Annotated in this window: 22 protein-coding genes; 12 read left to right on the forward strand and 10 right to left on the reverse strand. The window is 52.8% G+C overall.

Annotation, left to right across the window (positions count from 1 at the left end):
* Positions 1–105: 105 nt before the first annotated feature.
* The 10 genes from VIR50_RS02840 to VIR50_RS02885 form a co-directional block, all read right to left on the reverse strand.
* A complete protein-coding gene (locus tag VIR50_RS02840; protein WP_331933635.1) occupies positions 106–2,163 on the reverse strand; it encodes a M48 family metallopeptidase in 2,058 nt (685 codons plus the stop codon).
* A gap of 28 nt (positions 2,164–2,191) precedes the next feature.
* Entirely contained in the window at positions 2,192–2,608 is a 417-nt protein-coding gene (ybeY, locus tag VIR50_RS02845; RefSeq protein WP_331933636.1) for an rRNA maturation RNase YbeY, read from the reverse strand.
* A 2-nt stretch (positions 2,609–2,610) separates the two neighbouring features.
* A complete protein-coding gene (gene coaD / locus VIR50_RS02850; RefSeq protein ID WP_331933637.1) occupies positions 2,611–3,075 on the reverse strand; it encodes a pantetheine-phosphate adenylyltransferase in 465 nt (154 codons plus the stop codon).
* A gap of 90 nt (positions 3,076–3,165) precedes the next feature.
* Positions 3,166–4,290, reverse strand: coding sequence for an AAA family ATPase (locus VIR50_RS02855; RefSeq protein WP_331933638.1), 1,125 nt, complete (start codon positions 4,288–4,290; stop codon positions 3,166–3,168).
* A gap of 289 nt (positions 4,291–4,579) precedes the next feature.
* Positions 4,580–5,614 (reverse strand): Holliday junction branch migration DNA helicase RuvB, encoded by a 1,035-nt coding sequence (gene ruvB / locus VIR50_RS02860; protein WP_331933639.1) that lies wholly within the window; start codon positions 5,612–5,614, stop codon positions 4,580–4,582.
* A 326-nt stretch (positions 5,615–5,940) separates the two neighbouring features.
* On the reverse strand, positions 5,941–6,327 hold the full coding sequence (locus tag VIR50_RS02865; RefSeq protein ID WP_331933640.1) for an L-rhamnose mutarotase: 387 nt from the start codon (positions 6,325–6,327) through the stop codon (positions 5,941–5,943).
* Positions 6,328–6,330: 3 nt separating this feature from the next.
* Positions 6,331–6,945 carry a porin family protein gene (locus tag VIR50_RS02870; RefSeq protein ID WP_331933641.1) on the reverse strand — a complete coding sequence of 205 codons (615 nt, stop codon included), beginning with the start codon at positions 6,943–6,945 and terminating at the stop codon, positions 6,331–6,333.
* Between the two features lie 131 nt (positions 6,946–7,076).
* Positions 7,077–8,207 (reverse strand): DNA-processing protein DprA, encoded by a 1,131-nt coding sequence (dprA, locus tag VIR50_RS02875; protein WP_331933642.1) that lies wholly within the window; start codon positions 8,205–8,207, stop codon positions 7,077–7,079.
* Between the two features lies 1 nt (position 8,208).
* Complete coding sequence (locus VIR50_RS02880) at positions 8,209–8,592, reverse strand: acyl-CoA thioesterase (protein ID WP_331933667.1); 384 nt, start codon at positions 8,590–8,592, stop codon at positions 8,209–8,211.
* Positions 8,593–8,783: 191 nt separating this feature from the next.
* Positions 8,784–10,079 (reverse strand): DUF2851 family protein, encoded by a 1,296-nt coding sequence (locus VIR50_RS02885; protein WP_331933643.1) that lies wholly within the window; start codon positions 10,077–10,079, stop codon positions 8,784–8,786.
* Between the two features lie 262 nt (positions 10,080–10,341).
* Here VIR50_RS02885 and dapB point away from each other — a divergent pair, with 262 nt between their 5' ends.
* The 12 genes from dapB (at position 10,342) to VIR50_RS02945 (ending at position 26,033) form a co-directional block, all read left to right on the forward strand.
* Complete coding sequence (gene dapB, locus VIR50_RS02890) at positions 10,342–11,097, forward strand: 4-hydroxy-tetrahydrodipicolinate reductase (protein ID WP_331933644.1); 756 nt, start codon at positions 10,342–10,344, stop codon at positions 11,095–11,097.
* Between the two features lie 6 nt (positions 11,098–11,103).
* Entirely contained in the window at positions 11,104–12,552 is a 1,449-nt protein-coding gene (gene lepB / locus VIR50_RS02895) for a signal peptidase I (RefSeq protein WP_331933645.1), read from the forward strand.
* A gap of 28 nt (positions 12,553–12,580) precedes the next feature.
* Complete coding sequence (gene lepB / locus VIR50_RS02900) at positions 12,581–12,982, forward strand: signal peptidase I (RefSeq protein ID WP_331933646.1); 402 nt, start codon at positions 12,581–12,583, stop codon at positions 12,980–12,982.
* Positions 12,983–13,029: 47 nt separating this feature from the next.
* Complete coding sequence (locus VIR50_RS02905) at positions 13,030–13,656, forward strand: WbqC family protein (RefSeq protein ID WP_331933647.1); 627 nt, start codon at positions 13,030–13,032, stop codon at positions 13,654–13,656.
* Between the two features lie 415 nt (positions 13,657–14,071).
* Positions 14,072–14,671: an RNA polymerase sigma-70 factor gene (locus VIR50_RS02910; protein WP_331933648.1), complete on the forward strand. Its 600-nt coding sequence runs from the start codon at positions 14,072–14,074 to the stop codon at positions 14,669–14,671.
* Positions 14,672–15,006: 335 nt separating this feature from the next.
* Positions 15,007–16,023 carry a FecR family protein gene (locus VIR50_RS02915; RefSeq protein WP_331933649.1) on the forward strand — a complete coding sequence of 339 codons (1,017 nt, stop codon included), beginning with the start codon at positions 15,007–15,009 and terminating at the stop codon, positions 16,021–16,023.
* A 255-nt stretch (positions 16,024–16,278) separates the two neighbouring features.
* The gene (locus tag VIR50_RS02920) at positions 16,279–19,641 is read left to right on the forward strand and encodes a TonB-dependent receptor (RefSeq protein ID WP_414703521.1); all 3,363 of its coding nucleotides are present in this window, start codon (positions 16,279–16,281) and stop codon (positions 19,639–19,641) included.
* Between the two features lie 21 nt (positions 19,642–19,662).
* The gene (locus VIR50_RS02925) at positions 19,663–21,282 is read left to right on the forward strand and encodes a SusD/RagB family nutrient-binding outer membrane lipoprotein (RefSeq protein ID WP_331933651.1); all 1,620 of its coding nucleotides are present in this window, start codon (positions 19,663–19,665) and stop codon (positions 21,280–21,282) included.
* Positions 21,283–21,320: 38 nt separating this feature from the next.
* Entirely contained in the window at positions 21,321–22,352 is a 1,032-nt protein-coding gene (locus VIR50_RS02930; protein ID WP_331933652.1) for a glycoside hydrolase family 18, read from the forward strand.
* A 41-nt stretch (positions 22,353–22,393) separates the two neighbouring features.
* Positions 22,394–23,545 carry a DUF1735 and LamG domain-containing protein gene (locus tag VIR50_RS02935; RefSeq protein ID WP_331933653.1) on the forward strand — a complete coding sequence of 384 codons (1,152 nt, stop codon included), beginning with the start codon at positions 22,394–22,396 and terminating at the stop codon, positions 23,543–23,545.
* A gap of 25 nt (positions 23,546–23,570) precedes the next feature.
* Positions 23,571–25,010 (forward strand): BT_3987 domain-containing protein, encoded by a 1,440-nt coding sequence (locus VIR50_RS02940; protein WP_331933654.1) that lies wholly within the window; start codon positions 23,571–23,573, stop codon positions 25,008–25,010.
* Positions 25,011–25,031: 21 nt separating this feature from the next.
* Positions 25,032–26,033: a hypothetical protein gene (locus tag VIR50_RS02945; RefSeq protein ID WP_331933655.1), complete on the forward strand. Its 1,002-nt coding sequence runs from the start codon at positions 25,032–25,034 to the stop codon at positions 26,031–26,033.
* The last annotated feature ends 107 nt before the right edge of the window (positions 26,034–26,140 follow it).

The following is a 26,140-nucleotide window of genomic DNA, read 5'->3' on the forward strand; positions in this document are numbered from 1 at the left end:
CTCCTCTTTGGAGCAGGCCCGCCATGTTTTTATAGGTGAAAGGCCCTCTATGACGTGCTATTTAGGGGCTTTTTGCCGCACAAAACAGCAGGTTTTAGCGCCTCATTAGGCCGTTTCGGTCGGCGCTTCCCGCCCCATTCGCTGGGCCAGCATGGCTATTTCCATCTTGTAAGAGCCCGATATGTCGCTCAAAACACCGGACAGCGAGTTTTTTATTTCATAGGTTTGGGGCATTCTTTCGAGATCATTGATTTCCTTTTCGGTGGCTTTGTGGCGCCAAGAAGCAAAGTCGAGAACTTCTTGCAGCAGGTCTTTCTGATAGCATTGACGGCGGTCTTCCTCGGTCAGTTGGTCGATGAGCTTGGCTATCTCGAGGCTGAAATCGGCCACTTGGCTGCCCATTCTCACTGCGTCAGCGTTTTTCTTTTTGCTTTGGTACCATGTGTTGAGGATGTCGTTGCCTTGCTCCGATAAGTCATCGTCGCAGGTAGTACTGAGTTGGTCGATACGGAAGAAGTTGCTGTACAAGGGCTGTGCCTCCTCCCGGGTGGAGAGATAGGCGTGGATATGACCATAGAGCCGCGCCATTCGGGGCCTTAGTTCGTCTATTTCTTTGTATAATTCATCGGTCGAAAGACTGTCGATGGGGCAGGGCTTGCCGTCATAATAGGCCGTGCCTACTTCTTTTTCACCGTTTATTACCTCATTAATTTCGCCGATGTCGGTGACTCCATAGACATAGGTAAGTACCAGTTTACGGTTTTCTTCGTTGAAAGGATTGTCGTTGGGACCGTCGTAGCGGTCGGTGGCGGGATTGAAAAAGTCCAGACAGCTGTGCTTTGTGAAAAAGTCGCAGTAGATAGGTTCGAGCCAATCCGTGTGGATATAATTCTTCACCCATGCGCTGAGTTCCTCGCCTTGGAGCCATGGCCATTGGGCCGCTTCCTCGTCATAATCGTCGAGAATCCGTTTCTCCACCCGTTCTTTGAGCGCCTCGGGCACGAGGGTCCATGCCTTTTCGGCCGGTTGGAGGAAGCCGGTTGAGGTATCTTTCAGGTGGGCTATGCGGTCGTGCATGGTGGGGTGGGAGTTCCACAGCTCGTCGTAGGTGAATCGGCGGATGACGAGTGGTTTTGGCAGGTCGGCCTCCCGCAAGGGCAACATTGCGTCTATCGTTACTTGTCGCCTTGCCCCTTCTATCACGGTAAGGGCTTCCATGAGGGCGTAGGGCGAAGCCTTGCGTTGGTCGGCGGCCAACCGGTTGAGGCTTTCCACCATCATTCCGTACACCTCACCGGTAATATCGGTCTTGAGCATGGCCGATTCCGTGGCCATCCTGCCGGCCAAGCGGTCCGATTGTCGGTCGGCGTCGTACTCCTGCCGGCGCGACAGTTCCATGTAAGGTATGTTGATGTCGTGGTACAACCGCTGCAATAGGGCGCACACCTTGTTGGCCAACCAGCGGGTCATTTTGCCATAGATGGCCACGAACCACCACGATTCGTCGGCCCACCAGTCCACCCAGCGGTCCCAATAGTCGCGCTCAAAGGCCATATTTCGCATGATGATGTTGCCTGCGTAGACCGTTTCGCCCACACGCATGCTGTCTTGTGAGAAGTGGCCGAACTCATGTGCCAATATAGACCTTACCTCCTCGGTGTTCATGCCGACCAAAAGGCCGAGCCCGAAGTTGAGGTTCTTCTTCACGGGAAAGAGCATGGACCAGATAGAAGTGTTGAAAAATGCGCTGGCGTTTACCTGCGGCGTGAGGTAAACCTTGTAGGGGCGAGCCGCTCCTACGGCGTCGGCCGTTTCGTTGATGAGCCGGAACAGCCGGGGACAATCGGCCTCCGTCACCTCTATTCGGTCGGTATCGTCGTCCCTATGGCGGGCAAAAATATATTTGATAAGGTAGAGTCCGAACGCCAAGGAAAGGAGAATGACGCCCACGTAAAGGCCGAGGACAATGGCGATAATGGCGCCCGAATGGATTTGACTGATAGTGGCCAGCAGGATGTACCAGCCCCACCGTGTGGCCCAAAGGTAGCTGCCGACGAGCAGTAGCACGCCTAAGAGGATGAGTAACACGTAGACCAGTCCGAAAACGGCCATGCGCTTGAGTACCTTTCGTGCGCAAGCGTCCATTTCATTCGCGGTTTTCATGATGATAGGGGGGAAGGGTCGTTGGTTGTTACAAGGCTCTCAGGGCCAGCGCCTTGTTCTCGTTATCTTCCATGATCTCACGTTCGCCCGGCCCTTTGTCGTTGATTCCGCACAGATGAAGTATGCCGTGGATGATAACCCGATGGAGTTCCTCGTCGTAGTCCTTGCCGAATTTCTCGGCGTTGGAGCGCACGGTGTCGAGTGAAATCACGAGGTCGCCGTTGATGGTGTCGCCCTCGTCGTAGTCAAAAGTGATGATGTCGGTGTAGTAATCGTGGCCCAAGTAGTCGTTGTTAACCTCGAGTATCTTCTTGTCATCCACGAACATATAGCCTATTTCGCCCACTTTCCTGCCGTGACTGGCCGCTACCCGTTTTATCCAAGCGGTGGTCTCACGCTTCTTAATCTTCGGCATTTTCACGCCGTCTACATTGTATGTAATCATAATTATCGGATGTTTTCTTCTTTTGAAGGCTGTGGTAGCAGTGCCGTAATGTCCCTGCCGAAGGCCCGCAGCTCTCTTACGAGCGATGAACTGACGTAGGCCAATGACGGCTCGGCATAGAGCAGAATCGTCTCCAAGCCCCCGAGCGCACGGTTGGCCTCGGCCTGCTCGCGCTCATATTCAAAGTCCTTGGCGCTTCGTACGCCCTTTACCACGAAAGCGGCTTGCTCCCTTCGGGCGAAGTCGATGGTGAGGTCGTCAAACGCCTTTACCTCGATGGCCGGCTCGTGGGCGTAGAGGCGGCGGATGGCTTCCACCCTTTCCTCGGCGCTCCATAGGCATTTTTTATGGCTGTTGACGCCCACCCCGATGACGAGTCGGTCGAAGAGTGGCAATGCCCGGCGCACGATGGAGTCGTGACCCACGGTGAACGGGTCGAAACTACCTACGAAAATGGCTGTTCTCATGTGTGCAAAAGTAGTGATAAATTATAATAATGACAACTCTTTTGGCCCGATAATATGCTTTTTTTTGCCTGCCGCAGCAAGGCCGAAAGGCTATAGTCGGGTCAGCCAAAGGGCGAAGAAGCGGTCGTAAACGACATAACCTTCGGGCTTGGCATAGACCATTTGGCGGTCGATGAGGGCCTTTAGGGCGGTACGCACGGAGCTGGTGGCCTTCAGTTGGTAGGTAGAGATAAACTGATGGGAGAGCGGCGACGTAACGATTTTTTCTTTAGCGATGGCCGTGAGGAGGCTTGCCTGTATCTCGGTGAGCGAGGCATAATAGTTCTGAAAGACGGGTTCTTGCTCATTGACCAGCTCTCTGATGATTTGGTCGATAAAGTGCGGGTCAATGGGATGGTCGGTATATTGGTAAATACGGTTCAGGATAGACTGGATATACCATGTGATTCCGTCTACGTGATGATAGAGATAGGCAAAGTTTTCTTCGGAAATCGTACGGCCTTGCGGCTGAAAGAAGCGATTGGCAAAGGCGTGGTATTTTGCTTGATCCACATTGTTGAGCAACATGATTTGTGAACTTTGGAAGAAAGGGCGGTTAGCCGAGGTAAACATTTCCTCCATAAGATGTTGCATGCTGCCCGCGAAGATAAAGTAAACGTTGGGCAGAAACTGTATGTAAGAACGCAGTGTAGCCTCGATACCCTTATTGCTGTAGGCGAGGATTTGTTGAAATTCATCGATGGCTACGTAGCACCGGTAGCCCGATTGGCGCATGTATTCAAAGATACGCTTGAGCGTTTGCTCCTCTTCTGTGGGCCGAATGTCGAGCGAAACGGACGGAAGGCCCGTTAGCGGATCAAAACTTACCGTGGGTCTGAGGCTTCCGAAGAATTCTTGTATGCGCCGCAGGGCCGCTTGCGGGGTGGAGTCGAGCCGCCCAAGGATGGTTCGTGCCATGAGCTGCACCATCTGTTCGAGGTTCTTTGTTGAGAAAATATCAAGGTAGAAGCATTTGGTTTTCGGGTCAAGTTGCTCTATTCGGTTGAATACATGCTTGATAAGTCCCGTCTTGCCGACACGCCTCGGGGCGATGAGTGTTATGTTGCGCTCGTTGTGGAGTGCGGCAATGAGTTTGTTCGTGTCTTCCTCTCGATCGCAGAAATATTCGGCTCCCTTGTAGCCGTAAATGACAAATGGATTGTTAAGTTTACTCATAGAAAAAGCTATTGCGTAATTTACGCAACGCAAGTTACGCAATAATTATGAGATCAACAAATATTTTTGTTTAGTTAACTTGTCATCGGCTCATTTCCTGATGAGCTGATGGTAGGTTGTGAGGGTGGGGAGTTGGGGGGATGAAGGGATAGTTTTGAGGGGTGGTGGGTTGGGGCAATGATAGGATTAAAGGCCCAATGGGGCCGCTAATTGGGCCTGATGGGGCGGACCAATCCGACTAGTCCGACCCGTCAGATGGCGCAATTTTTATGGGCGGCTTTGCCGCCCATCACACAAACAAGTCGCCTTGCAAGGGGTTACCGCTGTGGAAGTTGCGGCCCAAATGGTCGTAGGCCAATTGTGTGGCCATGCGTCCGCGGGGCGTGCGCTTGATGAATCCCTCCATGATAAGGAAGGGCTCGTAAACATCCTCCACCGTTCCGGAGTCCTCGCCGATGGCGGTTGCGATGGTGCTGACGCCTACCGGACCGCCTCGGAACTTGTCAATGATGGTCAGGAGTATCTTGTTGTCAATCTCGTCTAAGCCGTAGCGGTCGATGTTAAGGGCCATGAGGGCCATCTGGGCGATGGACGCCGTGATGGTGCCGTTGCCTTTCACCTGCGCGAAATCGCGTACACGGCGCAGCAGCGAGTTGGCGATACGGGGCGTGCCACGGCTGCGACGGCTTATCTCGGTGGCCGCTTCGTCCTCGATAGGCACCTTGAGCAGGCCGGCCGAGCGGCGTATGATGCGCTTCAAAGTGTCGGGGTCGTAGTATTCCAAGTGCATGTTGATACCGAAGCGGGCCCGCAGGGGCGCCGTGAGCATGCCGCTACGGGTGGTGGCACCCACGAGGGTGAAGGGGTTGAGGTCTATCTGTATGGAGCGTGCCGAGGGCCCTTTGTCTATCATGATGTCGATACGATAGTCCTCCATGGCCGAATACAGATACTCCTCCACTACGGGTGAGAGGCGGTGGATTTCATCGATGAAGAGCACGTCATTGGGCTCCAGCGACGTCAGAATGCCGGCCAAGTCGCCCGGTTTGTCGAGCACGGGGCCGCTGGTAATCTTGAATCCCACGCCCAACTCATTGGCGATGATGTTGCTCAGCGTTGTTTTTCCCAATCCGGGTGGCCCATAGAGCAGGGTATGGTCGAGCGGCTCGCGTCGGTATTTGGCCGCTTCCACGAACACTTCAAGATTCTCTACCACCTTGGGTTGCCCGTTGAAGTCGACAAAGCGCAGCGGGCGCAGGGCGTTCTCAAAGTCTTTTTCGGCCGATGTAAACCGTTCTTCTCTTATATCAAATTCGTCTGACATTGCTTGTTTATTATCTTTGGCAAAGATAAGCATAATATTTTAAACGACCAACTCTCGCAACCTGACAAACTCAAAGCTGCCTTTTGACCCCGTCAAAGCAGTCCTTTGATAATGCAAAAGCGGCCCTTTCATCGGGTGAAAGGGCCGCTTTAGGGGTGAGGGGGTGTAAAGGTGGGAGGATGAATAGTTTGCTAAGAGGTTGGTGGGGCGGCGGAGCCGCCAATGCCCGGTAAGCCTTCTGACGGGTCGGACTCGTCCGACTGGTCCGACTGGTCTGACCCAATCATCGGCCCCATAGGGCCTTTCATCCTCTCAACTCCCCACTCTTACCCCTCATAAAGGTAGAACATGCGTTCCATGAGTTGCCATTTTTGGTCAGAAGTCTGGCCTGCCAAGACCGCCTGAAAGCGTGATGTGTAGGCTTCCCATTCGGCTTGTCGGGGCAGGGTGGCCAGCTGTGACATGGCCGTGTCCCAATCGAAGTCGAGCGGCGTTTCCACGATCATGAAGAGACGGCTGTCGAGTATGTAGATTTCCATTTCAAGAATACCTACTTGGCGAATGCCTTCCATGATTTCACGCCACATCTGTGGTTGGCTGTGGGCCTTGCGGTATTGCGCAATCAGCTCCGGGTCGGCCTTGAGGTCGAGCGTTTGGCAGTAGCGCTTCACGGGCTGCCGGTATTCCTTTACGGGGTATCCCTCGGTGCTCATGCCTTAGAAGTTGACACCGAAATTGGCCACGAAAGCGTGTCCGCGGGCGTCTAATTGGTCGTTCTTGCTGATGTTGGTCACGCCAAACTGATAGCCCAACTCCAAGTAAAGGTTGTTGTACTCGGCGCCACAGCCCAGCTTGAAGCCCATGTCGGCATGCTTATACTGGCCGTCACGGAAAGAGCTGATCTTCTGCTTTACGCCGTCTGCCTCTATGGTTGTCTTACCACCGATGGCATAAGAGAAGTAAGGACCGATGAAAGGAAGGATGGCTATGCCTTCAGTTGCTTTGAAACCATACTTGATGAGCACGGGAATTTCCAAATAGTTGAGACTTGTCTTTACGCTGCCTTTCTTGCCGCCGCGCTCCGTGTAGTACAGACCGCTCTCCACAAAGACCGGCACGCTGTTGGAACAACGTACGCCAACAACACCTCCGAGGGTCATTCCGGCTTTGGAACCGAGGTCGCGGTCGCCACCGATTCCGGCCACTGTAAGACCGATACGGGCACCATAGTAAACGCTTTCTTCGTTGAATGTGAAACCGCCGCTCGAGTATTGAGCGAATGAGGGAGCAGCCATGATCATGGCCACGATGGCTAAGAATAACTTTTTCATAAACTCTTGATTTTTGTCTTGTTTAATTTTAATCGATTAAAAAACAGCTGCAAAATAACTAATTATTTCGCAGCTGTCAAAATTTTTTACATGAAAAGTCACCCCATAAGGGCTTAATGAGTGGCTCACCCTCAACGAATTAGGTGATAAATGCCGCCCGGTAGGGCCCTGATGTGGCCCTGCATTTCGAGCCGGAACAGCAGTGATGAGAGGTCGGCCATGGCCATTTCGGTCTTCACGGCCAGCTGGTTGATGGTCAGGTCGTTAGTGGTGGCGAGAATGTCGGCCACCCGCTGTTCGTCGGGAGTGAGAGTTGAGAAGAGCTGCCGCTCAATGCCTTCGCGGCGGGCCCGCTGCAACAGTTGCTCGTTACGCCAGCCCAAGGCGTCGATTAAGTCCTCGGCCGAGGTGATGAGGCCGGCCCCGTTGGTTCTGATAAGTTGGTTGCAGCCCTCGCTGTAGGTAGCTCCTACGGCTCCGGGAAAAGCGAACACGTCGCGGTTGTAGGCTTGTGCCATTGAAGCCGTGATGAGTCCGCCACCCCGGGCGGCGCTTTCCACGAGCACGCAGGCGTCACTCATGCCCGCCACAATACGGTTGCGACGTACGAAGTTGGCCTTGTCGGCGTTGGTATGGGTGGTGTATTCGGTGAGCAAACCGCCTTGTCGGGTCATGGCGGTGGCCGTTTCACGATGGGCCGGTGGATAAAGCGTGTCGAGCCCGTGGGCCAATATGCCCACCGTTGGCAGCCCGTTGCGGAGCGCTTCACGGTGAGCGTGGATGTCGACGCCGTAGGCCAGTCCACTCACGATGAGCACGTCGGGGCACAAGGCTTTGAGATCGGCCGTGAAACGGGTGATGAGGTCGTGGCCGTAGGCGGTGGAATGGCGGGTGCCGACGACGCAGATGACGCGCCGGGCGTTGAGGTCTGCCGTTCCTTTAAAGTAGAGTGCCAACGGCGCGTCCACGCATTCGGCGAGGCGCAGGGGGTAGCGTGGGTCTTTAGGTGTAAGGATGTCAATGTGTTGTTGTTCGGCCCAACGCAGTTCATCTTCGACTCTTCTGCTAATCTCCGCCGTGTTTTGGAATAGTTGAACCATGCGTGGCGTGGCCTTGGGGAGCAGCGCCCGTATGTCACGGCTGTGTTCCATGATGGCCGAGGCACTGCCTATCTCACGATAGAGCAGCTGCATCTTGTCGATATGCCAGAACCCTAAGCGGGCCAGCACGAGCGTATGGAAGAGTTCTTGGGCGTCGGGCATGTTACTTTGATTGAAGATATGGAGCGAAAGCGCGGTCGTAATCCTCGCTTTGGGCTAAGCGCCCGTTGACGAGACACACCAATTCCACCGTGGCGTGGAAGGCAAGTCGTTCGTCGGAAGCACGGTATAAATCGTGCGTGAAGACGTATCGCACGCCTTTTTTCTCTAAATTCAGACGTGAGATAAACTCATCGTCGCAGCGCAGGGGTGTCTTGAAGGCCAGATTCATGCGGGCCACCACGGCGTCAACACCTTTCTCGTGCATCTTCGCGAAGCTAAGTCCGGCGTGCTTCAGGAAGCGATGTCGGGTGTGCTCCGTGTAGTGAAGATAGTTCGCGTTGTTGACAATGCCCTCAATATCGCACTCATAGTCGCGCACTTCCATGCGTGTCTCGTAGATATAAGGCTTGTCCGTAGCCGTATTGGTGGCTGTTGGTTGGTCTTGTGAAAGTTTGTTGGTTGTCATTGTTCTTTGTTCGTTTAAAAGGTAATAATTGAGGTATCCTGTCTTAATTATGATACGCAGAAAGATGGGATACCCCTATTTGAGGCTTTCTTTTTTCGTCTTCGGGCGATTCATTCTCGTTTCATAAACTCGTAGCCGATACGACATCGCAGGCAGTCTTTGCGATCGCAATAGCGTGTCTTGAGCTGTATGAGCGCTTGGGAGTCGCCCGCGTTGTCTACGGTCAGCCCGCATTGGCGCCACATCCGTACGATATGGTTGTCCTCGGCCTTGAGCTGTTCCAAGAAGAGGAAGGCCCGTTCGCAGAGCCGCTCGTCGTTTTTGTGGCGGCCATAGGCGAAGAGCATGGGCACCACGGTGTTGATCGTGAGCAGGTGGAGCGACGCTGCCGACAGGTGCTTGGCCCGTTGGGATGAGATTTGTCCGAAGGAATAATGAGATTCCCAGTAAGGAGTGACGGTGCCGCAAAGCAGCGTTTCGGCGGCCTTTACGTCCTTGCAATCGAGCAGGAGGCTCAGTCCGGTGCGCCGTTGGTAGAACAGTTGGGCCAATTGGGCTATGCGTATGTGGGGAAAGTTCTGTGGTCTGAGCCGCAGGAACTTCCATTGCCGGTAGTCCATCGGCTCAAGAGAAAACTTATGTTGCAGGTAAAGATACTCCCGGCGGAGCTGTTGGAAGAAGGTGTCGGCGGTGGCTTCGGCCCGATGGCGCTCAGCGATGGCCTCGGGATTGAGCAGTCCCGCCTGCCCCAAGAAGAAGGCTTCTATCTGCAGGAGGTCGTCGGCATGGTGGGCAACGCTGTGGAGCGGTATGCCGAGGGCCCAATTCTCAAAGGCCTCACCGTTGATTCCGAAACCGTAGTTGCGGGCCAATGTTACGAAGTAAGCGGCTTCCCAAGAGCCGTCGCAACGGCGTACCCGTTCCTCGATGGCTTGGGTTTTCTGCTCCAGCCGCTCGGTCTGAAGGGCTGTCATCCATGCGTGGAGCATGATGCGGGGCAGCGATGGGATGATAAGATGGCAGGGTGGATAGCGGTCGGAGCCGAGAAGTTCCCGGTAATGGCAGGCCACCTGCGGGGGCACTTCGAGCCGCATTTGGGGCAGGAGCCGCCCTTTCTCGTCGTTAATCTCATCGTCTATGGTGCCACAAACGTGGAGGATGACATTGTTGTAGCGCGGGTCTCGGTCGTGCCCATGCCGATACCAATCGCTTGCCCGGTCGTGAATCTCCACGTTGCCCACCCACAATGTGTCGGCTATTTTTACCTTGGCATTGAAGAAATCGGGGCCCGCGTCGGTGTTGTGAAGCCCCGGGTCAATGATTTCCACGCCCCGTCCGTCGGTCGTGACAAGTCCTTGGGGCGGCCAAAGTTTGTGTTTCCATACGTAGTGTAAAAGCTGTTCCATGGGCAGAAAGCGTATAAGGAATGGCACAAAAATAAATATTATATTTGAAAGGACCATCGCCCGGGAGGCTATTTTTCCGTAAAAGACACGAAATAATGGTTTTTCGTTGGTTTTATCTTTGAGAGTTGAAATAATGGCGGGTACATCTTAACAAATCGAAAATTAGCCCCCTTTTAGCCCGTAATTGCACTGCTTTTGGAAAAGAAGCGCTATCTTTGCCCGTTGTAATCATTTGTAAACCATCAAATTTCTTATAAATAAGATGAAGATAGCATTGATAGGCTATGGTAAAATGGGGCGTATGATAGAGGAAATCGCTTTGCGGCGAGGACATGAAATCGTATGTCGTATTGACGTGGATAACGCTCATGACTTTGACTCTCCCGCCTTCTCGTCGGCTGATGTGGCCATTGAGTTCACCAATCCTACGGCCGCTTACGATAATTATCTCAAGGCATTCAAGCATAATGTGAAAGTAGTTTCGGGCTCGACGGGCTGGATGAAGGATCACGGCGATGACGTTAAGCGTCTTTGCGAGGCCGGTCATACGCTCTTTTGGGCCAGCAATTTCTCGGTGGGCGTGGCCATCTTCGGGGCCGTGAACCGCTATTTGGCCCAAATCATGAACCGTTTTCCCGAGTACAACGTGTTCCTACAAGAAACTCATCACGTGCATAAGGTCGACGCACCGTCGGGCACTGCCATCACGTTAGCCGAGGACATCGTGGGCAATATCGACCGAAAGACCGACTGGAAGCGCGGTGTCACCCTCTGGACCAATGACGGACATGAGGACGCCGGCGACCCGATAGGCGACAAGGACCTTATCATCAACTGCGTAAGAGACGGCGAGGTGCCGGGCGTGCACGCCGTGATGTACGACTCGGAGGCCGACATGATCACCATAGAACACGAGGCCCACTCGCGCAAGGGATTTGCCTTGGGCGCCGTGCTGGCGGCCGAATACACTGTAGACCACCATGGACTGCTCACGATGAGCGACCTGTTTAAATTTTAACGAGCTATGATTGACAAGAGTAAAGCTAAGCTGAATATGCGTGTGCAATGGACAAAGTTCATTGTGGTATTGGTGCTCTACCTGCTCTTCCTTTATTGGTTGAAGAGCTGGCTGGGGCTTATCGTCGTGCCATTTATCTATGATGTCTACATCACAAAGAAGATTCGGTGGCAGTGGTGGAAAGATTCGGAGGGTCCGGTACGCTTCATCATGTCGTGGGTCGACGCCTTGGTGTTTGCCTTGGTGGCCGTTTACTTCATTAACCTCTTCTTCTTTCAGAACTTCGTCATACCTTCCAGCTCACTCGAGAAGAGCCTTCTGACGGGCGACTACCTCTTCGTGAGCAAGGTAAGCTATGGCCCCCGCATCCCGCAGACACCGCTCACGCTGCCCCTGACGCAGCATACCATGCCCCTCTTCGGCGTGAAAAGCTACATCGACTGGCCCCATTGGGATTATCGACGGGTGAAAGGCTTGGGCGACGTGAAGCTCAACGACATCGTTGTTTTCAACTATCCGGCCGGCGACACGCTTGTCAATGCCGACCGTTATCAGGGCGCCGACTTCTACAGCATGTGCTATCAGTTGGGTCAACAGATATATGAGCAGCAGAACGGAATGCCTTTCGACCTGCAAACATTGGGCCGCCAACAGCAGATGGACCACCAAGCGATGATCTACGAGCTGGGCAAACGCTACGTAAAACAGAACCCCAACGAGTATGGCGACGTCATAACGAGGCCCACGGACCGCCGCGAGAACTACGTCAAGCGCTGCGTGGGACTGCCCGGACAGACGCTTCAGATAAAGAACCGCATTGTCTATCTCGACGGCAAAGCCAACAAAGAGCCCGATAACGTGCAATATACCTACTATGTAGACCGCCGCGGCGAGATACCCGAGGAGCTGATGTACGAGCTCGGAATCTCCTTGGAAGACCTCACAAGTCTTAACCAAAACGGCTACATGCCACTGACAAAGCACGCCTACGAGGTGCTGAAGAAGCGCCCGGACATCGTGAAGAGCATTCGCATCAATACCGACTCATACACCGGCGAGACCTATCCGCTCAACGTATATACCGGCTGGACCCGTGATAACTACGGCCCCGTATGGATTCCGAAGCGGGGTGCCACCCTCAAGCTGACCATGGATAACATCGCCGTTTACGAGCGACCCATCCGTGCTTATGAGGGTAACGACCTGCAAATACGTGACGGTCGCATCTATATCAACGGCAAACAGACCGACCAATATACCTTTAAGATGGACTATTACTGGATGATGGGCGACAACAGACATAACTCCGCCGACTCCCGTTATTGGGGATTCGTGCCCGAGGACCACCTTGTGGGCAAGCCAATCTTCATCTGGTACAGCAGCGATCCCGACCGCAAAGGCTTCAAGGCCATACGTTGGAACCGACTGTTCCGCTTTGTCGATAACATAAAATAGCCTGCGGCCCGTCTTCAGGCGCCCGTTTTTGCCTATTAACCGCTTTAAATGGATATTGCCCTTGGGTGTGGGCATGGCCGTGATAGTGTTGCTCCACACCTTTGTCATTACCTTCTTTACCGTGACAAGCGATGATTTCAAGCCGCTGTTTATCACCGGAGATAGGGTAATGGTGAGCAAAATTGCGCACAAGAAGTTGCAAAGGGGCGATTTTTTGGTATATACCGACAGCGTTCATTACTACCTGTCGCGTATTGAGGGCATGCCCGGCGACACCATCATCCACCGTGGTCACCGTTTCCGCATACCGTGGCGGTGCTGCCAAAGGTGTGGTTGTCCCGACTGCCGGTACATCCTTGTCAACACCGGGCGCCAGCGCCTGCTGGTCCATCAGCACCTGATTGTGGGTAAAGCCTACGCCGTGAAGTAAGCCGTTCGCGGACCATGGCTTTCCCTTTCTTGTTCTTTCAAAATAGCATGACTTATCTCTCGACTACTTATTTCGGCCCCGTGCAGTGGTATCAGAAGCTCAACCGGGCCGACGAATGCTTCATGGAAGGTTGTGAGCACTACCAAAAGCAGACCTATCGCAATCGTATGGTCATCGCCACGACGGGCGGTTTGCAGTCGCTTTCCATCCCCGTGACCACCGACGGCAGCTCTCTTTCGAGGACACCGATACGCGACGTGCGCATCAGTGACCACGGCCATTGGCGCCATCTGCATTGGAACGCCCTCTGTTCGGCCTATGGCGAGAGCCCTTTTTTCGACTATTACCGTGACGACCTCGCTCCTTTCTTTGAGCGGCGGTGGGACTTTCTCTTCGATTTCAATATGGCCCTGACCGAGAAAATGTGTGAGTTGCTCGACATTGCGCCCCGCCTGCGGATAACGGAAGATTATCGGCCGGCCACTGACCTCAGTTCCGCCGAGGCGGCCAATGACTACCGTGACGCCATCCGCCCCAAGCACCCACGGCCCGACAGCACGTTTACGCCCCGCCCCTATTATCAGGTGTACCGACAGAAATGGGGCTTCCAGCCCAATTTGAGCATTCTCGACTTGCTCTTCAATGAGGGCAACGAGGCCGTGCTTTATTTGTAAGGAAGGGGCAGTTAGGGGGCTTGTTTTGGTCGGACGGGTCGGACTAGTCAGACCAGTCGGATCGGTCCGACCGGTCGGAAGGCTGACGCCACATCGCGGCTCTGCCGCTCTCATCCTCCCAACTCCCCAACCTCCCAACACCATTGCTGCCCTTTTACGATGCAAAAGGGCAGCAATGAGCGGCCGAAAGAGGGTCTTTGAGCGACTGAAAGGGCTGCTTTGAGAAAGCAAGTGTGGCGCTGCCATCGGATTAGTCAGACCGGTCCGATTAGGCTGACCGGACAGATTAACCACTGAATTGTTAAAAATAGGCCTGCCGTTTTTACATCATCGCAAAAAAATAAGCAAGTTTTTCGCTCTTTCCGTTTAATTATTTACCTTTACATTCTTTGAGAACAACCAAGTCGTTTGTCGCATGGAATTATCCGAAATTTTGATAGTGCAAGAGCTTAAAGAGGGCAACGAAAAGGCCTATAAGTATCTTTTCGACGCCCATTATGACGCCTTGTGCGCCATAGCGGCCCGCTATCTGCGTGATGATTTCTTAGCCGAGAGCGTCGTGGGTGACGTTATTTTCCACTTGTGGGAGACCCGTGACCGTATCGTTATCAACACCTCGCTGCGTCAATATCTCGTGCGCAGCGTGCGCAACCGCTGTTTGGACCATCTGAAGTCGGGCCACGTGCGCCATGAGCAGGTCTTGTCGGGCCTTCAGGGCGATGGGGTGGTGGAGGAGAAAGCCATGGACGAGCACCACCCGCTGGGCCATTTGCTCGAGAATGAGCTCGAAACGGTTATCCATGCGGCCATAGATCAGTTGCCCGAAGACTGTCGACAGGTGTTCAAGATGAGCCGTTTCGAGGGCAAGAAAAACGCTGAGATAGCCCAAGCGCTTGGCATTTCGGTCAATACAGTGAAGTATCACATGAAGCATGCGCTGCGCCTTTTACAGCAGTCTTTAGGCAAATATTACGCCTTTTTGGCGGCCTCTTTGGCCTGCTGGGAGAAATTTTAGTTGTAAGGTTGGGGGGGTGAGTGGATGAATGATTACTCTTTAAGATGAAAGGGTGGGGAGATGATTGGGTTAAGGGCCCTATGGGGCCGCTATTTTAGTCGGACCGGTCCGACTTGTCTGACCAGTCTGACCGGTCGGAGGGCTAACGCCACACCGGCGGCTTTGCCGCCCACACCACCTCAAAAGTAACCATTCATCCACTCAACCTTACAACCCCACAACTCAAAAACTAATCATTCATCCCCTCAACTCCTCACCCCCACAACCAAAAATCTTTCCTTTCTCACTACCCCTTTTGCTTTTTGAATCGTCTTATTGATAGCTAACCCAAAGAAATGACACAACAATCAACCCATATCGACGATTTAATCGTGCGTTTTTTCACCGAAGACCTCACGGCCGACGAGCAGTTGGAACTGAGTAGGTGGAAAGCCGCCAGCCCCGATAACCGAGCTTATTTCGCCCGGTTGGAGGATATATGGCTATCGGTATCGGTAGCCGAGGGCAACCGTAAATACCATAAGGACGAGGCTTATGCCGGCTTCCTGAAGCGTAAGGCCGCCGCCGAGACACGCCGACCGATAAGCGGCCGTGGCCGATGGAGCAGGCTCAAATATGCCGCCGCGGGCCTTTTGGCGGTAGGACTCTTCTCTTACCTATCTTATAATAGCGGCAAGCAGGGCGTGATGAGCGAGTTTGCCGACATCACCGTTGAGGCTCCGATGGGGTCGACAACGAAGATGAGCCTGCCCGATGGCACCCGTGTGTGGCTCAATGCCGGTTCGGTGGTAAGCTATTCGCAGGGCTTTGGCGTCGACAATCGTGACGTGACGCTCACGGGCGAAGGCTATTTTGAGGTGCAGAAAAATGAGCAGTTGCCCTTCATCGTGTCGTCGTCGACACTCAGCGTGCGTGTGCTCGGCACGAAATTCAACTTCCGCGACTACGCCTCCGATGAGCAAGCGGTGGTCGACTTGGCCGAAGGCAGCGTGCAGCTCCATGTGGCCGACGAGGCAGCCGACCGCAATTACCGCCTCCGTCCCAACCAACGGGGCGTCTTCTCGAAGGCGTCGAAGAGCATGTCTATCGAGAATTGCATGGCCGTGAACGCCCGTCAGTGGACCGATGGTGAGCTTATGCTCAACGGAAAGTCGATGAAGGAAATCGCCGCCGAGCTGTCGCGCTGCTACAATGTGGCCGTCGACATTCGCAATCCGAAGGTGGAAGACCTCCATTTCTACGGCACTTTTGCTCGTCGTGAGCAAAATCTGACCGATGTGCTCGACGCCCTCGCGGCCACGGGTAACATCAGTTACAAGCGCCTTTCCGACAGGTTGGTGGCTATCTATTAGTCCCCCTGCCGCCCAGCGGGCTGCTTGGCGCAGCCCATTCCCATACCTTTGACCATAGAATCAACCATAAAATCAATTATAACTTTAAATTTATGACAGCCGATGAAAACAGAAAAAGTAACTTGAATTAAAACCTGACAAAACCCCTCGGCAGCGTAAGAACATCGCCGCCGTACCTAAACCAAACTGCCCGCGGCCCAAAAGAAAAGCCCGGACAACAAGAAAAACAATCACTAACTTTTAATCTTTAAATGAATGAATAGCAAGAGAAAAGGTCTACTCGTGACCGCATTCCTGTTATGTCTGAATTTGAACATGGCGGCACAGAGTGTCTCTATGAACATGAAAAATGTCACCGTGCAGAAAGCCATGACCGAACTCAGACAAAAGAGCGGCTATTCTTTTGTGTTTGAAGCTGACGACCTGAACATGCAGAAGGTAGTCAACGTTAACGCGAAGAATGTCAAGCAAGCCATTGCCCAGATTCTTCAGGGGCAAAATGTGTCCTATGAAATCAAGGGAAAGAACATCATCGTTTCCAAATCTACATCACAAAACACAACCCGCACGCAGCAAGCAGGCGCGAAAAGAAAGGTTACCGGCGTCATCAGGGACGAGCAGGGCGAACCTATCATCGGTGCCACCATCCGTCAGAAAGGCACACAAGGCGGTACCATCACCGACCTTGACGGCCGCTATACGCTCATGGCCGACGAGGGATCGGAGCTTGAAATATCCTATATCGGTTACGAGACAAGGAACATTCGCGTGACGCCCAACGGCCGATACAACATCACCATGACGGCCGGCACCGCCAAAGAACTTAACGAGGTGGTCGTTACGGCCCTCGGCATTAAGCGTGAGGAGAAAGCCCTCAGCTACAATGTGCAGCAGATAAAGGGCGATGAGCTGGTGGGAAACAAGGACGCCAACTTCATCAACGGCCTCTCGGGAAAGGTTGCCGGTGTGAATATCAACGCCTCGTCAGGTGGTACCGGTAGTATCTCAAAGGTGGTTATGCGTGGTACGAAGAGTATCATGCAGTCGAGCAACGCCCTTTACGTGATTGACGGAGTGCCCATGTACACCGGCAACAACACCGGCGCTACCGAGTTTGGATCGCAGGGTGCCACGGAACCTATAGCCGATATAAACCCCGAGGACATTGAGTCCATGTCGGTATTGACCGGTGCCGCCGCCGCTGCCCTCTATGGTTCAGAGGCCGCTAACGGTGCCATCGTCATCACGACCAAGCGTGGTAAGGAAGGCAGAGTGCAGTTGAGCTACTCTAACAGCACCGAGTTCTCTACGCCACTCGTCATGCCCGAGTTCCAAAATCGCTATGGCACAGGCAGCCGCTTGCAGCCCGATAACATGGCGATGAGCTGGGGACGCAAGTTGGTTGATAGCAACAATTACGGCTATAATCCCAAAGACGACTACTTCAAGACCGGTTTGGTGGAAATGAACAACGTGTCGATGTCGACCGGTTCGCAGAAAAACCAAACCTACGCGTCGGTGGCCAGCGTCAACTCAAGTGGCATTACACCTAATAATAAATACGATCGTTACAACTTCAACGTGCGTAACACCACGTCCATGCTTAACGATAAGATGACCCTCGACGTAAATGCCAGCTACATAAGGCAGCACGACCGCAACATGATTAATCAGGGTCAGTACAACAACCCCTTGCTGGGCGCTTATCTGTTCCCCCGTGGCAACGACTGGGAAGACATCTTGATGTACGAGCGTTACGACGCCGCGCGTAAGATCAATACGCAGTATTGGCCCGTGGGCGACGCCGGTATGACCATGCAGAACCCCTATTGGATTAACCATCGCAACGTTCGTCAGAACAAGAAAGACCGCTACATGTTGGGCGCGAGCCTCAGTTATGACGTGTTGTCTTGGCTCACCGCCTCGGCCAGAGTGCGTTTGGATAACTCCGTTAACGACTATACGGAGAAATTCCATGCCACCACCAACACCCAGCTTACGGGCGCTTCAAACCGTGGTTTCTTCAGTGTGGCCAATACAAAGAACAAGCAACTCTACGCCGATTTCCTGCTTAACATGAACAAGCGCTTTGGTGACGACTGGTCATTGCAGGCCAACGTGGGTGGTAGTTTCACCGACACACGCATGGACCAGATGTCAGTGGGCGGTCCGATTGCCGACGGCAGCGCCACCTTTGGCAGCGAACCGGTGGGCCTTACCAACTATTTCGCCATTCAGAACCTCAGCGCCAGCCGCTCCTCTCGTATGCAGGCAGGATGGCGTGAGCGCACAACATCGCTCTACGGGTCGGCCGAAGTAGGTTACAAGAGCATTTATTACCTTACTCTGACCGGGCGTAACGACTGGCCGTCACAGTTGGCCGGTCCCAATTCTAAGAGCAAGTCGTTCTTCTATCCCTCGGTAGGTATGTCGGTACTTGTATCTGAATTGATTCCAAATCTTAACAAGAACCACCTTTCTTATTTGAAGGTTCGCGGGTCTTATGCCTCTGTGGGTAACCCCTTCAGCCGCTACTTGGCCAATCCTCGCTATGAGTGGAACAGCTCAACGCAGTCTTGGTCTACCTCAACCCAGTATCCCGTGTACAACCTGAAGCCCGAGCGCACAGAGTCGTTCGAGGCCGGTATCAGCGCACGTTTCCTGAAACATTTTAACTTCGACATTACTTATTATAACGCGAAGACCAAGAACCAGACATTCAATCCTCGTCTTGCCGTGTCAGGTTACTCGGCTTTGTACATCCAGACCGGTGCCGTGCGCAACCAAGGTCTTGAGCTTTCGTTGGGTTACAACAACACATGGGGCAAGTTCTCTTGGGAAACCGGCTTCACCTATTCCATGAACCGCAACAAGATTCTTGAGCTGGCAGACAACGCCACCAACCCCGTTACGGGCGAGAAGTTCTCCATCGACGTGCTCAACATGGGTGGTCTGGGTAACACCCGCTTCCTTTTGAAGAAGGGCGGAACCATGGGTGACCTCTATTCTCTCTCCGACTTGAAGCGTGACAGCAATGGTAAGATCTACGTGGATGAGAAAGGTCAGATTACCGCAACGTCCATTGCAAACCCCGCAGAGTACGTTAAGTTGGGCAGTGTGCTGCCTAAAGGCAACATGGCTTGGCGCAACAGCCTGCGTTATGGTCAGCTCGATATGGGCTTCATGATAACCGCTCGCTTGGGCGGCGTGGTCTTCTCACGTACGCAAGCCATGCTCGACTACTACGGAGTGTCGGAATCTTCAGCCTTGACACGTGACATGGGTTACGCCTCTATCAATGGAAATGACCGCATAGACCCCGAAACATGGTACAATGTAATAGGCGGTGGTACGGCCGTAGCGCAGTACTATACCTACAGTGCCACCAATGTTCGCCTGCAGGAAGTGAGCTTAGGCTACACCGTTCCCCGCAGATGGCTCGGCAATGTGTGCGACGTTCGCTTGTCACTCGTGGGCCGCAACTTGTTCATGCTCTACAGTAAGGCTCCTTTCGACCCCGAGTCGGTAGCCTCTACGGAGAACTTCTATCAGGGCATTGACTACTTTATCATGCCTTCTTTACGAAATCTCGGTTTCAGCGTGAACGTAAAATTTTAACCAATAGAGATTCTTACGATAATGAAAACAAAAATAGTTAACTATCTGATTGCCGGCGCTGTTGCCATTGGAGCAGCCGCTTGTACTGATAATTACGGAGAGATAAACTCCAATCCTTACCAGCCCGGCGACCTTACTGCCGACGATTATGTGGTAGGTTCGGTCATGAATAACATGGCAGGCTGCGTTGTTTCACCCGATGTTAATACGACCCAGTTCACCGAATGCCTCATGGCAGGTCCTTTCTGCGGCTATTACGCTGACTCGAACGAGGGTTTCAACGACCGCGCCTTGAGCCGTTTCATTCCCCGTGACGACTGGGGTAACGTGTTACTCCGTAGCGATCGCATCATCCCCGTGCTCTATAGCAACCTCGCCATCGTGCAAGACGTGGTGAAAGATACCCACGATTCTATCCCCTTGGCTGTGGCTACAGTCATTAAGGTGGCCACGATGAGCCGCGTGACCGACGCTTACGGCCCCATACCTTACACAAAGATAGGCAAGGATGGTAAGATTTCAATCCCTTACGACAGCCAAGAGGCCGTGTACGATAAGTTCTTCGAGGAGCTTACTTGGGCCACCACGTTCATGCGCCAGCACCCCGGTGCGGCCCTGACTGCCAGCGCCGACTACGTATATAGTGGCGACATCAGCAAGTGGATACGCTTTGGTAACTCGTTGAAGTTGCGTCTTGCCATGCGTATTAGTAATGTTGCGCCCGATAAAGCCAAGAAATTCGCCGAGGAAGCGGTAGCTCCCGCCAACGGAGGTCTTATCGAGAACAACAGCCAAAACGCACAGTGGAACTACTTCGGAGCCACTCAGAACCCCCTCTATGTGGCCAGTCGCTACAATCAGGCTGCTGACTGCAAGACCGGAGGTGACTCTCATGCCGCGGCAGACCTTATCTGTTACATGAACGGATACAACGACGCACGTCGTAGCAAGTACTTTGTTCCCTCTGAATGGGCTACTTCCGGCCCGCAGACTTACGTGGGATTGCGTCATGGAATCGTCATTCCCGCTAACTCTGTAACCCGTAAATACTCCGGTATCAACGTAGCTCCGTCCGACCCATTGCAATGGATGAATGCCGCCGAGGTGGCTTTCCTGCGTGCCGAGGGTGCGGCTATCCACGGGTTTGAAATGGGTGGTGACGCCAAGAAGTTCTATGAAGATGGAATCAAACTCTCGTTCGAGCAGTATGGCGTAGATGGCGCACAAGAGTACATGGCACAAGGTGCTGACGCCTTGCCGGGTACCATTACTTACAAAGATCCTGCCAACATCAATACCTTTAATGGTGCTATTAAGCTGATACCCGTGAAATGGGACGAGGGCGCTACACCCGATGAGAAGCTCGAACGCATCATGGTTCAGAAGTGGATAGCCAATTGGCAGAACGCCAACGAGGCTTGGGCAGAGATTCGTCGCACGGGATTCCCGGTGCTGTTGCCCGCAACGGGCGATGGAAATGCCAGCGGTGGTATCGTAGATTCGCAGCGCGGACCCCGTCGTTTGCCTTATCCGCTCGACGAATACACCAGCAACGCAGCCAACGTTCAGCAGGCTGTCAGTGAATATTTGGCAGGTCCTGACAACATGGCTACTGACTTATGGTGGGCTAAAAAGAAGTAATTTACATGCAGACCTTCATATTTTAAGACTTTCATAGAATGAAAAATATTATATCAAAATACAGCATCGCAGCCCTGACCGCGCTGACTTTGTCGTTAGGTCTTACGGCTTGCGACACCGACACCGAGCCTCTGGGGATTAACGAAGCCTCCATCGAGGCGCAGAATCCCGAGCTCTATCAGCAATATCTGGCCAATCTGCGTCAATACAAGCAAAGCGCACACAAGTTGGTGTACGTAACGTTTGACAACAGTAACAAGGTTCCGACCGGTCGTGCCAACCACATTACCGACCTTCCCGACAGCGTTGATGTCGTCAGTCTCAACCTTCCCGACGGATTAGCCGACTGGGAACGCGCCGATATTAATAAGGTACGTGAGGAGAAAGGCACCAAAGTAATCTACACGATTGACTTCGACGCCATCAAAGCCGCTTACAACGCAAAGCTCGAATTGGCCACGGAGGAAGAACCGGTGAGCATTGATTTCGAGGGCTTCTTGGTCGATTCGCTCGAAAAGGCGGTAAGTTTTGTTGACAAATATGGCTACGACGGCCTCTGCATAGCCTATACCGGCAAGAGCCGTCGCCACATGTTGCCCAAGGAACTCAAGGAATATACCGCTAATGAACGTATCTTCATCAACCTGATGGCCGACTGGAAGAGCCGTCATGCCGACAAGATGATGTTGTTCTTAGGCAATCCCGAGAACCTCATCGACCCGGCGTTGACGAAAGACTGCCGTGCCATCTTCTTGTCAGGTGTTGACGCCAAGGACACCGATCGCCTGTCGTTCATCCTCGCACAGTCAATAGCAGAGGGCGTACCTGCCGAGAAATACGGTATGATCGTGAACAACTTCAGCCTGAAAGACCCCAACAAGAGCATTGGCTACTTGGCCGACGGTCGCTTGGCAGTCGAGGGTTTGGCAGAATGGGCACCCGCCCCACACTCCGGTATCACCATGTCGGCAGTGGGCGTGCTCAACGTTCAGGACGATTATTTCTACCCCACGGACGTTTATCACCACCTTAGAATGCTCATTCAGAGCGTCAATCCCAGTGTAAGATAACACGAAGCAGAAATTTAAAACTTATTTAATTTTCGACAATTATGAAACTTAAAGATATTAAAAAGGCCACATTGCTGCTGTTGGCAGTGCCCCTCTGCGCCGGCTTCACGGCTTGTTCAGACGACGACACAGCCACTTACGACAATAAGGCGTTTGTCACCACCGAGAAGGTGAACACCATTTTGGTGAAAGGTACTACCGATACGGCCGATGGACTTATCAAGACCGCCATCGCGAAGCCCGAACAGCAGGACATCACAATTACCTACGCAGTCGATATGAGCAAGGTAAAGCAGTACAATGAAGAGTACGGTGCCACGGCCGTTGCCCTGCCCGACACGCTTTATACCCTTGAGGAGCCCACCTCGAAGATAGCCGCCGGTGCCCTGAAAGGTAGCGACGTAACGGTTCACTTCAAAGGTTTGAGCAATCTCGACCGTGACCTTGTCTACGTGTTACCGGTCGTTGTGAAGAGCAGTACCTTTGATGTGCTGCGCAGCGCCAACACCGCTTACTTCGTATTCAAGGGCGGCGCGCTGGTCAACAGCACAGCCGACATCACGAAAAACTACTTGGCGTTGAAGTCCGGAGGACTCAATATGAACGGCCTGCACCAAATAACGGTAGAGTGCTTGGTCAACGTCAGCAAGTTTGAGAAGCTCATCAGCACTATCATGGGCATAGAGGGCAGGTTCCTGATTCGTATCGGTGACGCGAATGTTCCCGACAATCAGATACAGTTGGCCACAAGTAATGGCAACGTAACCGACCCCGCTTGGACCGTGCCCACGAACGAATGGGTACACATAGCCGTAACTTTCAACAATGAGAATGGCGCTACCGACGTATTCATCAATGGCGTTCACAAGGGCGGTACACAGAAAAGTCGCTACAGCGGCAGCGTAAACTGGGGCAATGATGACTTCTATGTGGGCCGTTCTTACGACAATAACCGCTGGTTGGAAGGCCAGATTTGCGAGGCACGTATATGGAAGAAGATCCTTACTCCTGAGGAAATCAACGCCAAAAACCACTTCTACGGTGTCGATCCGAAGAGCGAAGACCTCGTCGCTTATTGGAAATTCGACGAGGGCGCAGGCTCTGTTATCGCCGACCACACCGGCAATGGCAACGATCTTGCGGCCGCCAGCGCTCCCACATGGAAGACGGTGAGCCTGCCGGAAAAGAAATAATGTTAAACCATAGTTAACAATGAAGATGAAAAATATATTCAAAACATGCGCTTTCATCGCACTGGGCATGCTTGCCACTGCCTGCAGCGACAACGATGTCAACGTGGGTATGATCGACGAAAGCAGATATAGTATAGGTGAAGAGGGCGTCATCGGTTCTATTCTTGACAACCAAGGCCGTCGTGTTTTCTCCAAAGTAGAGTTCCGTGACACGGCAACCGTCGTGTTCAATGTACACAGTAGCCTTGCCGCTACGGCCGACGCAGTCGTTACGGCTACCTATGACGCCAGCGTGCTCGAGGCTTACAACAAGTCAACGGGCAACAAGTTCGAGGCGCTTCCCGAGAGTGAGCTGACTCTTGACGGCACGATGACCCTCGCCAAGGGCCAAACCGTGTCGGCGCCTTTGAGCATTAAGCTCAAGTCGAACGGCCAACAGAGCCATGAATCTACCTACGCCATTCCTTTGAGAATGAAGGTTACATCGGGTAAGGGCTCACTTCCAACAATTGACCAGACCAAGATTGTCTTCGTAAAAGACCTCACGGCGCTGCCTTCAGTTAAGGATAAAGTGACCTACGACAAGGAAGGTAAGGCCACCGAACCCGTAAAAGTATTCAGTTGTATGGAGGTAAACGACACCAACCCGCTCAACAACCTCTGCTTTACATTGAAGAAAACGGGCGCTCCGCTCATTGATGGCGTCATCCTCTTCTCGTCCAACATCAACTACAATGATAAGACCGGACGTGTTTACCTCTCCCACAATGAGAACAATACCGCCATCTTCAGCAACCGCATGAAGTATCTCAAGCCGTTGAAAGACCGTGGCATGAAGGTGTATCTCTCGGTACTTGGCAACCACGACCGCTCCGGAGTGGCCAACCTAAGCAAGGAAACGGCGCAGGACTTTGCCCGTGAAATCAAGGCCACTTGCGACGCTTACGACCTCGATGGCGTAATGCTTGACGATGAATACTCCAACTATGGCGAGGCTTACGGCGTGCCCGGTTTCGTCAATCGGAGCAATGCGGCTATCGCAAGGCTCTATTACGAGATCAAACGCATTATGCCCGACCGTGACATGATAGTCTATCAGTATGGCAGTACGCCCTCCGGACAGACCGTGGACGGCGTTCCCGCAGGTGAGTTTATCGACTATGTGCTCCATGACTACGGCAATTCTTGGGACGTGACGGGCGACTATCCCGGCATGCCTTTTAGCCACTTAGGACTTTACTCGCAAGAGTACACCGGCCGTTACTTCTCTAATGCAGGGGCGTTGCAAAGCCTTGTAGACCAAGGTTCACGTGCTCACATGATCTTCGCCATGGACCCCAACCGCAGCAACTACTATCGTCAGTTGCAGTCTATGCAGGCAATGGCCCGCGTGTTTTATCAGGATGAGCTGGTCGTAACGAAGAACAAGGACGGCCGATTCTATCAGAAAGATTGGGTAAAATAACCGATTAAAAAATCAAGAATCATGAAAATAAAGAATATTTTATACGCAATGGGTGCCATGTTGCTGCCGATGAGCTTCATCGCTTGCGACAACAATGATGATCCGCAGCCCGTGGAGCCGGAGGCAAAGATTGAATATCCGGCGTTGACTCTCAAGGGAGATACCGTCAGAGTAAAGGTCGGTGCCGAGAACAAAGCTACGCTTGACATTACTTCGGGCGGCGGTGAATACCGGGCTTTCGTCCTCGATACCACCGTGGCTAAAGTCTCCCAAGAGGGCGATAAGCTGATGGTTGAGGGCTTCAAGAATGGAATGACCAACCTCGTTGTCAGCGATAAGAACAGCCGTTATCGCCGTGTCTGCGTCAGTGTGTACACCACCGACGTGATGACCATTAGCAAAGAATCCTTTGAAATGCTCACTCCTTTGGGCCAAGAAGGTAGGGAAAGGCTCGAAGTAAAGGGTAACGGCGGTTACACAGTTGAGTCCGATAATGATAGAGTGTCAGGTGAAGTGAACGAAGAGACCAGCCAGCTCGTCATCACTGCCCGTTCACGCATTAAAGATTTCACTGCTACGCTTACCGTGAAGGACATCACCGGCCTGCAGGCGCAGGTGAAAGTTACGGTTAAATCGTCGAAAGAGGCTTTCACGGCAGAGAACTTAGAGGCTATCAAAAACATCAAGGAACGAACCTATGCGTTTGATGCAAGCAACTACGGTCGTGATTATTACGACTATCTGAATGAAGATTTGGGTGTTGGAAAGGTACGTTATGGCTTCGATTATTACAATTGGTATTACCTTAAAATCAACTTCTCCGGTGGTCGTTCGGTTGGAAAGAAGACCGATGGAATACTCGATTTCAACTATAACAACGATAACTATTCTAACCAGCCCGTGACCGTTGAAATCATTAAGAACGACGGTAATATGATTTGGGGTATCTTCTCTTGGCTTGACGAGGCTAATGAGGCGCTGCACCGAGGATATTGGGTAGATACCGTTCAGCCTAGCTATTGATGCGCGGGAGCTATTCTCCGTTGTGGGCAAAACATTGCCCACAACGCATTTTCAGATAACAAAAAAACGATCAACTTCGGTTGGTCGTTTTTTGTTTTATGACTTAT

The organism is Prevotella sp. (assembly GCF_036570325.1).
GTDB lineage: Bacteria > Bacteroidota > Bacteroidia > Bacteroidales > Bacteroidaceae > Prevotella.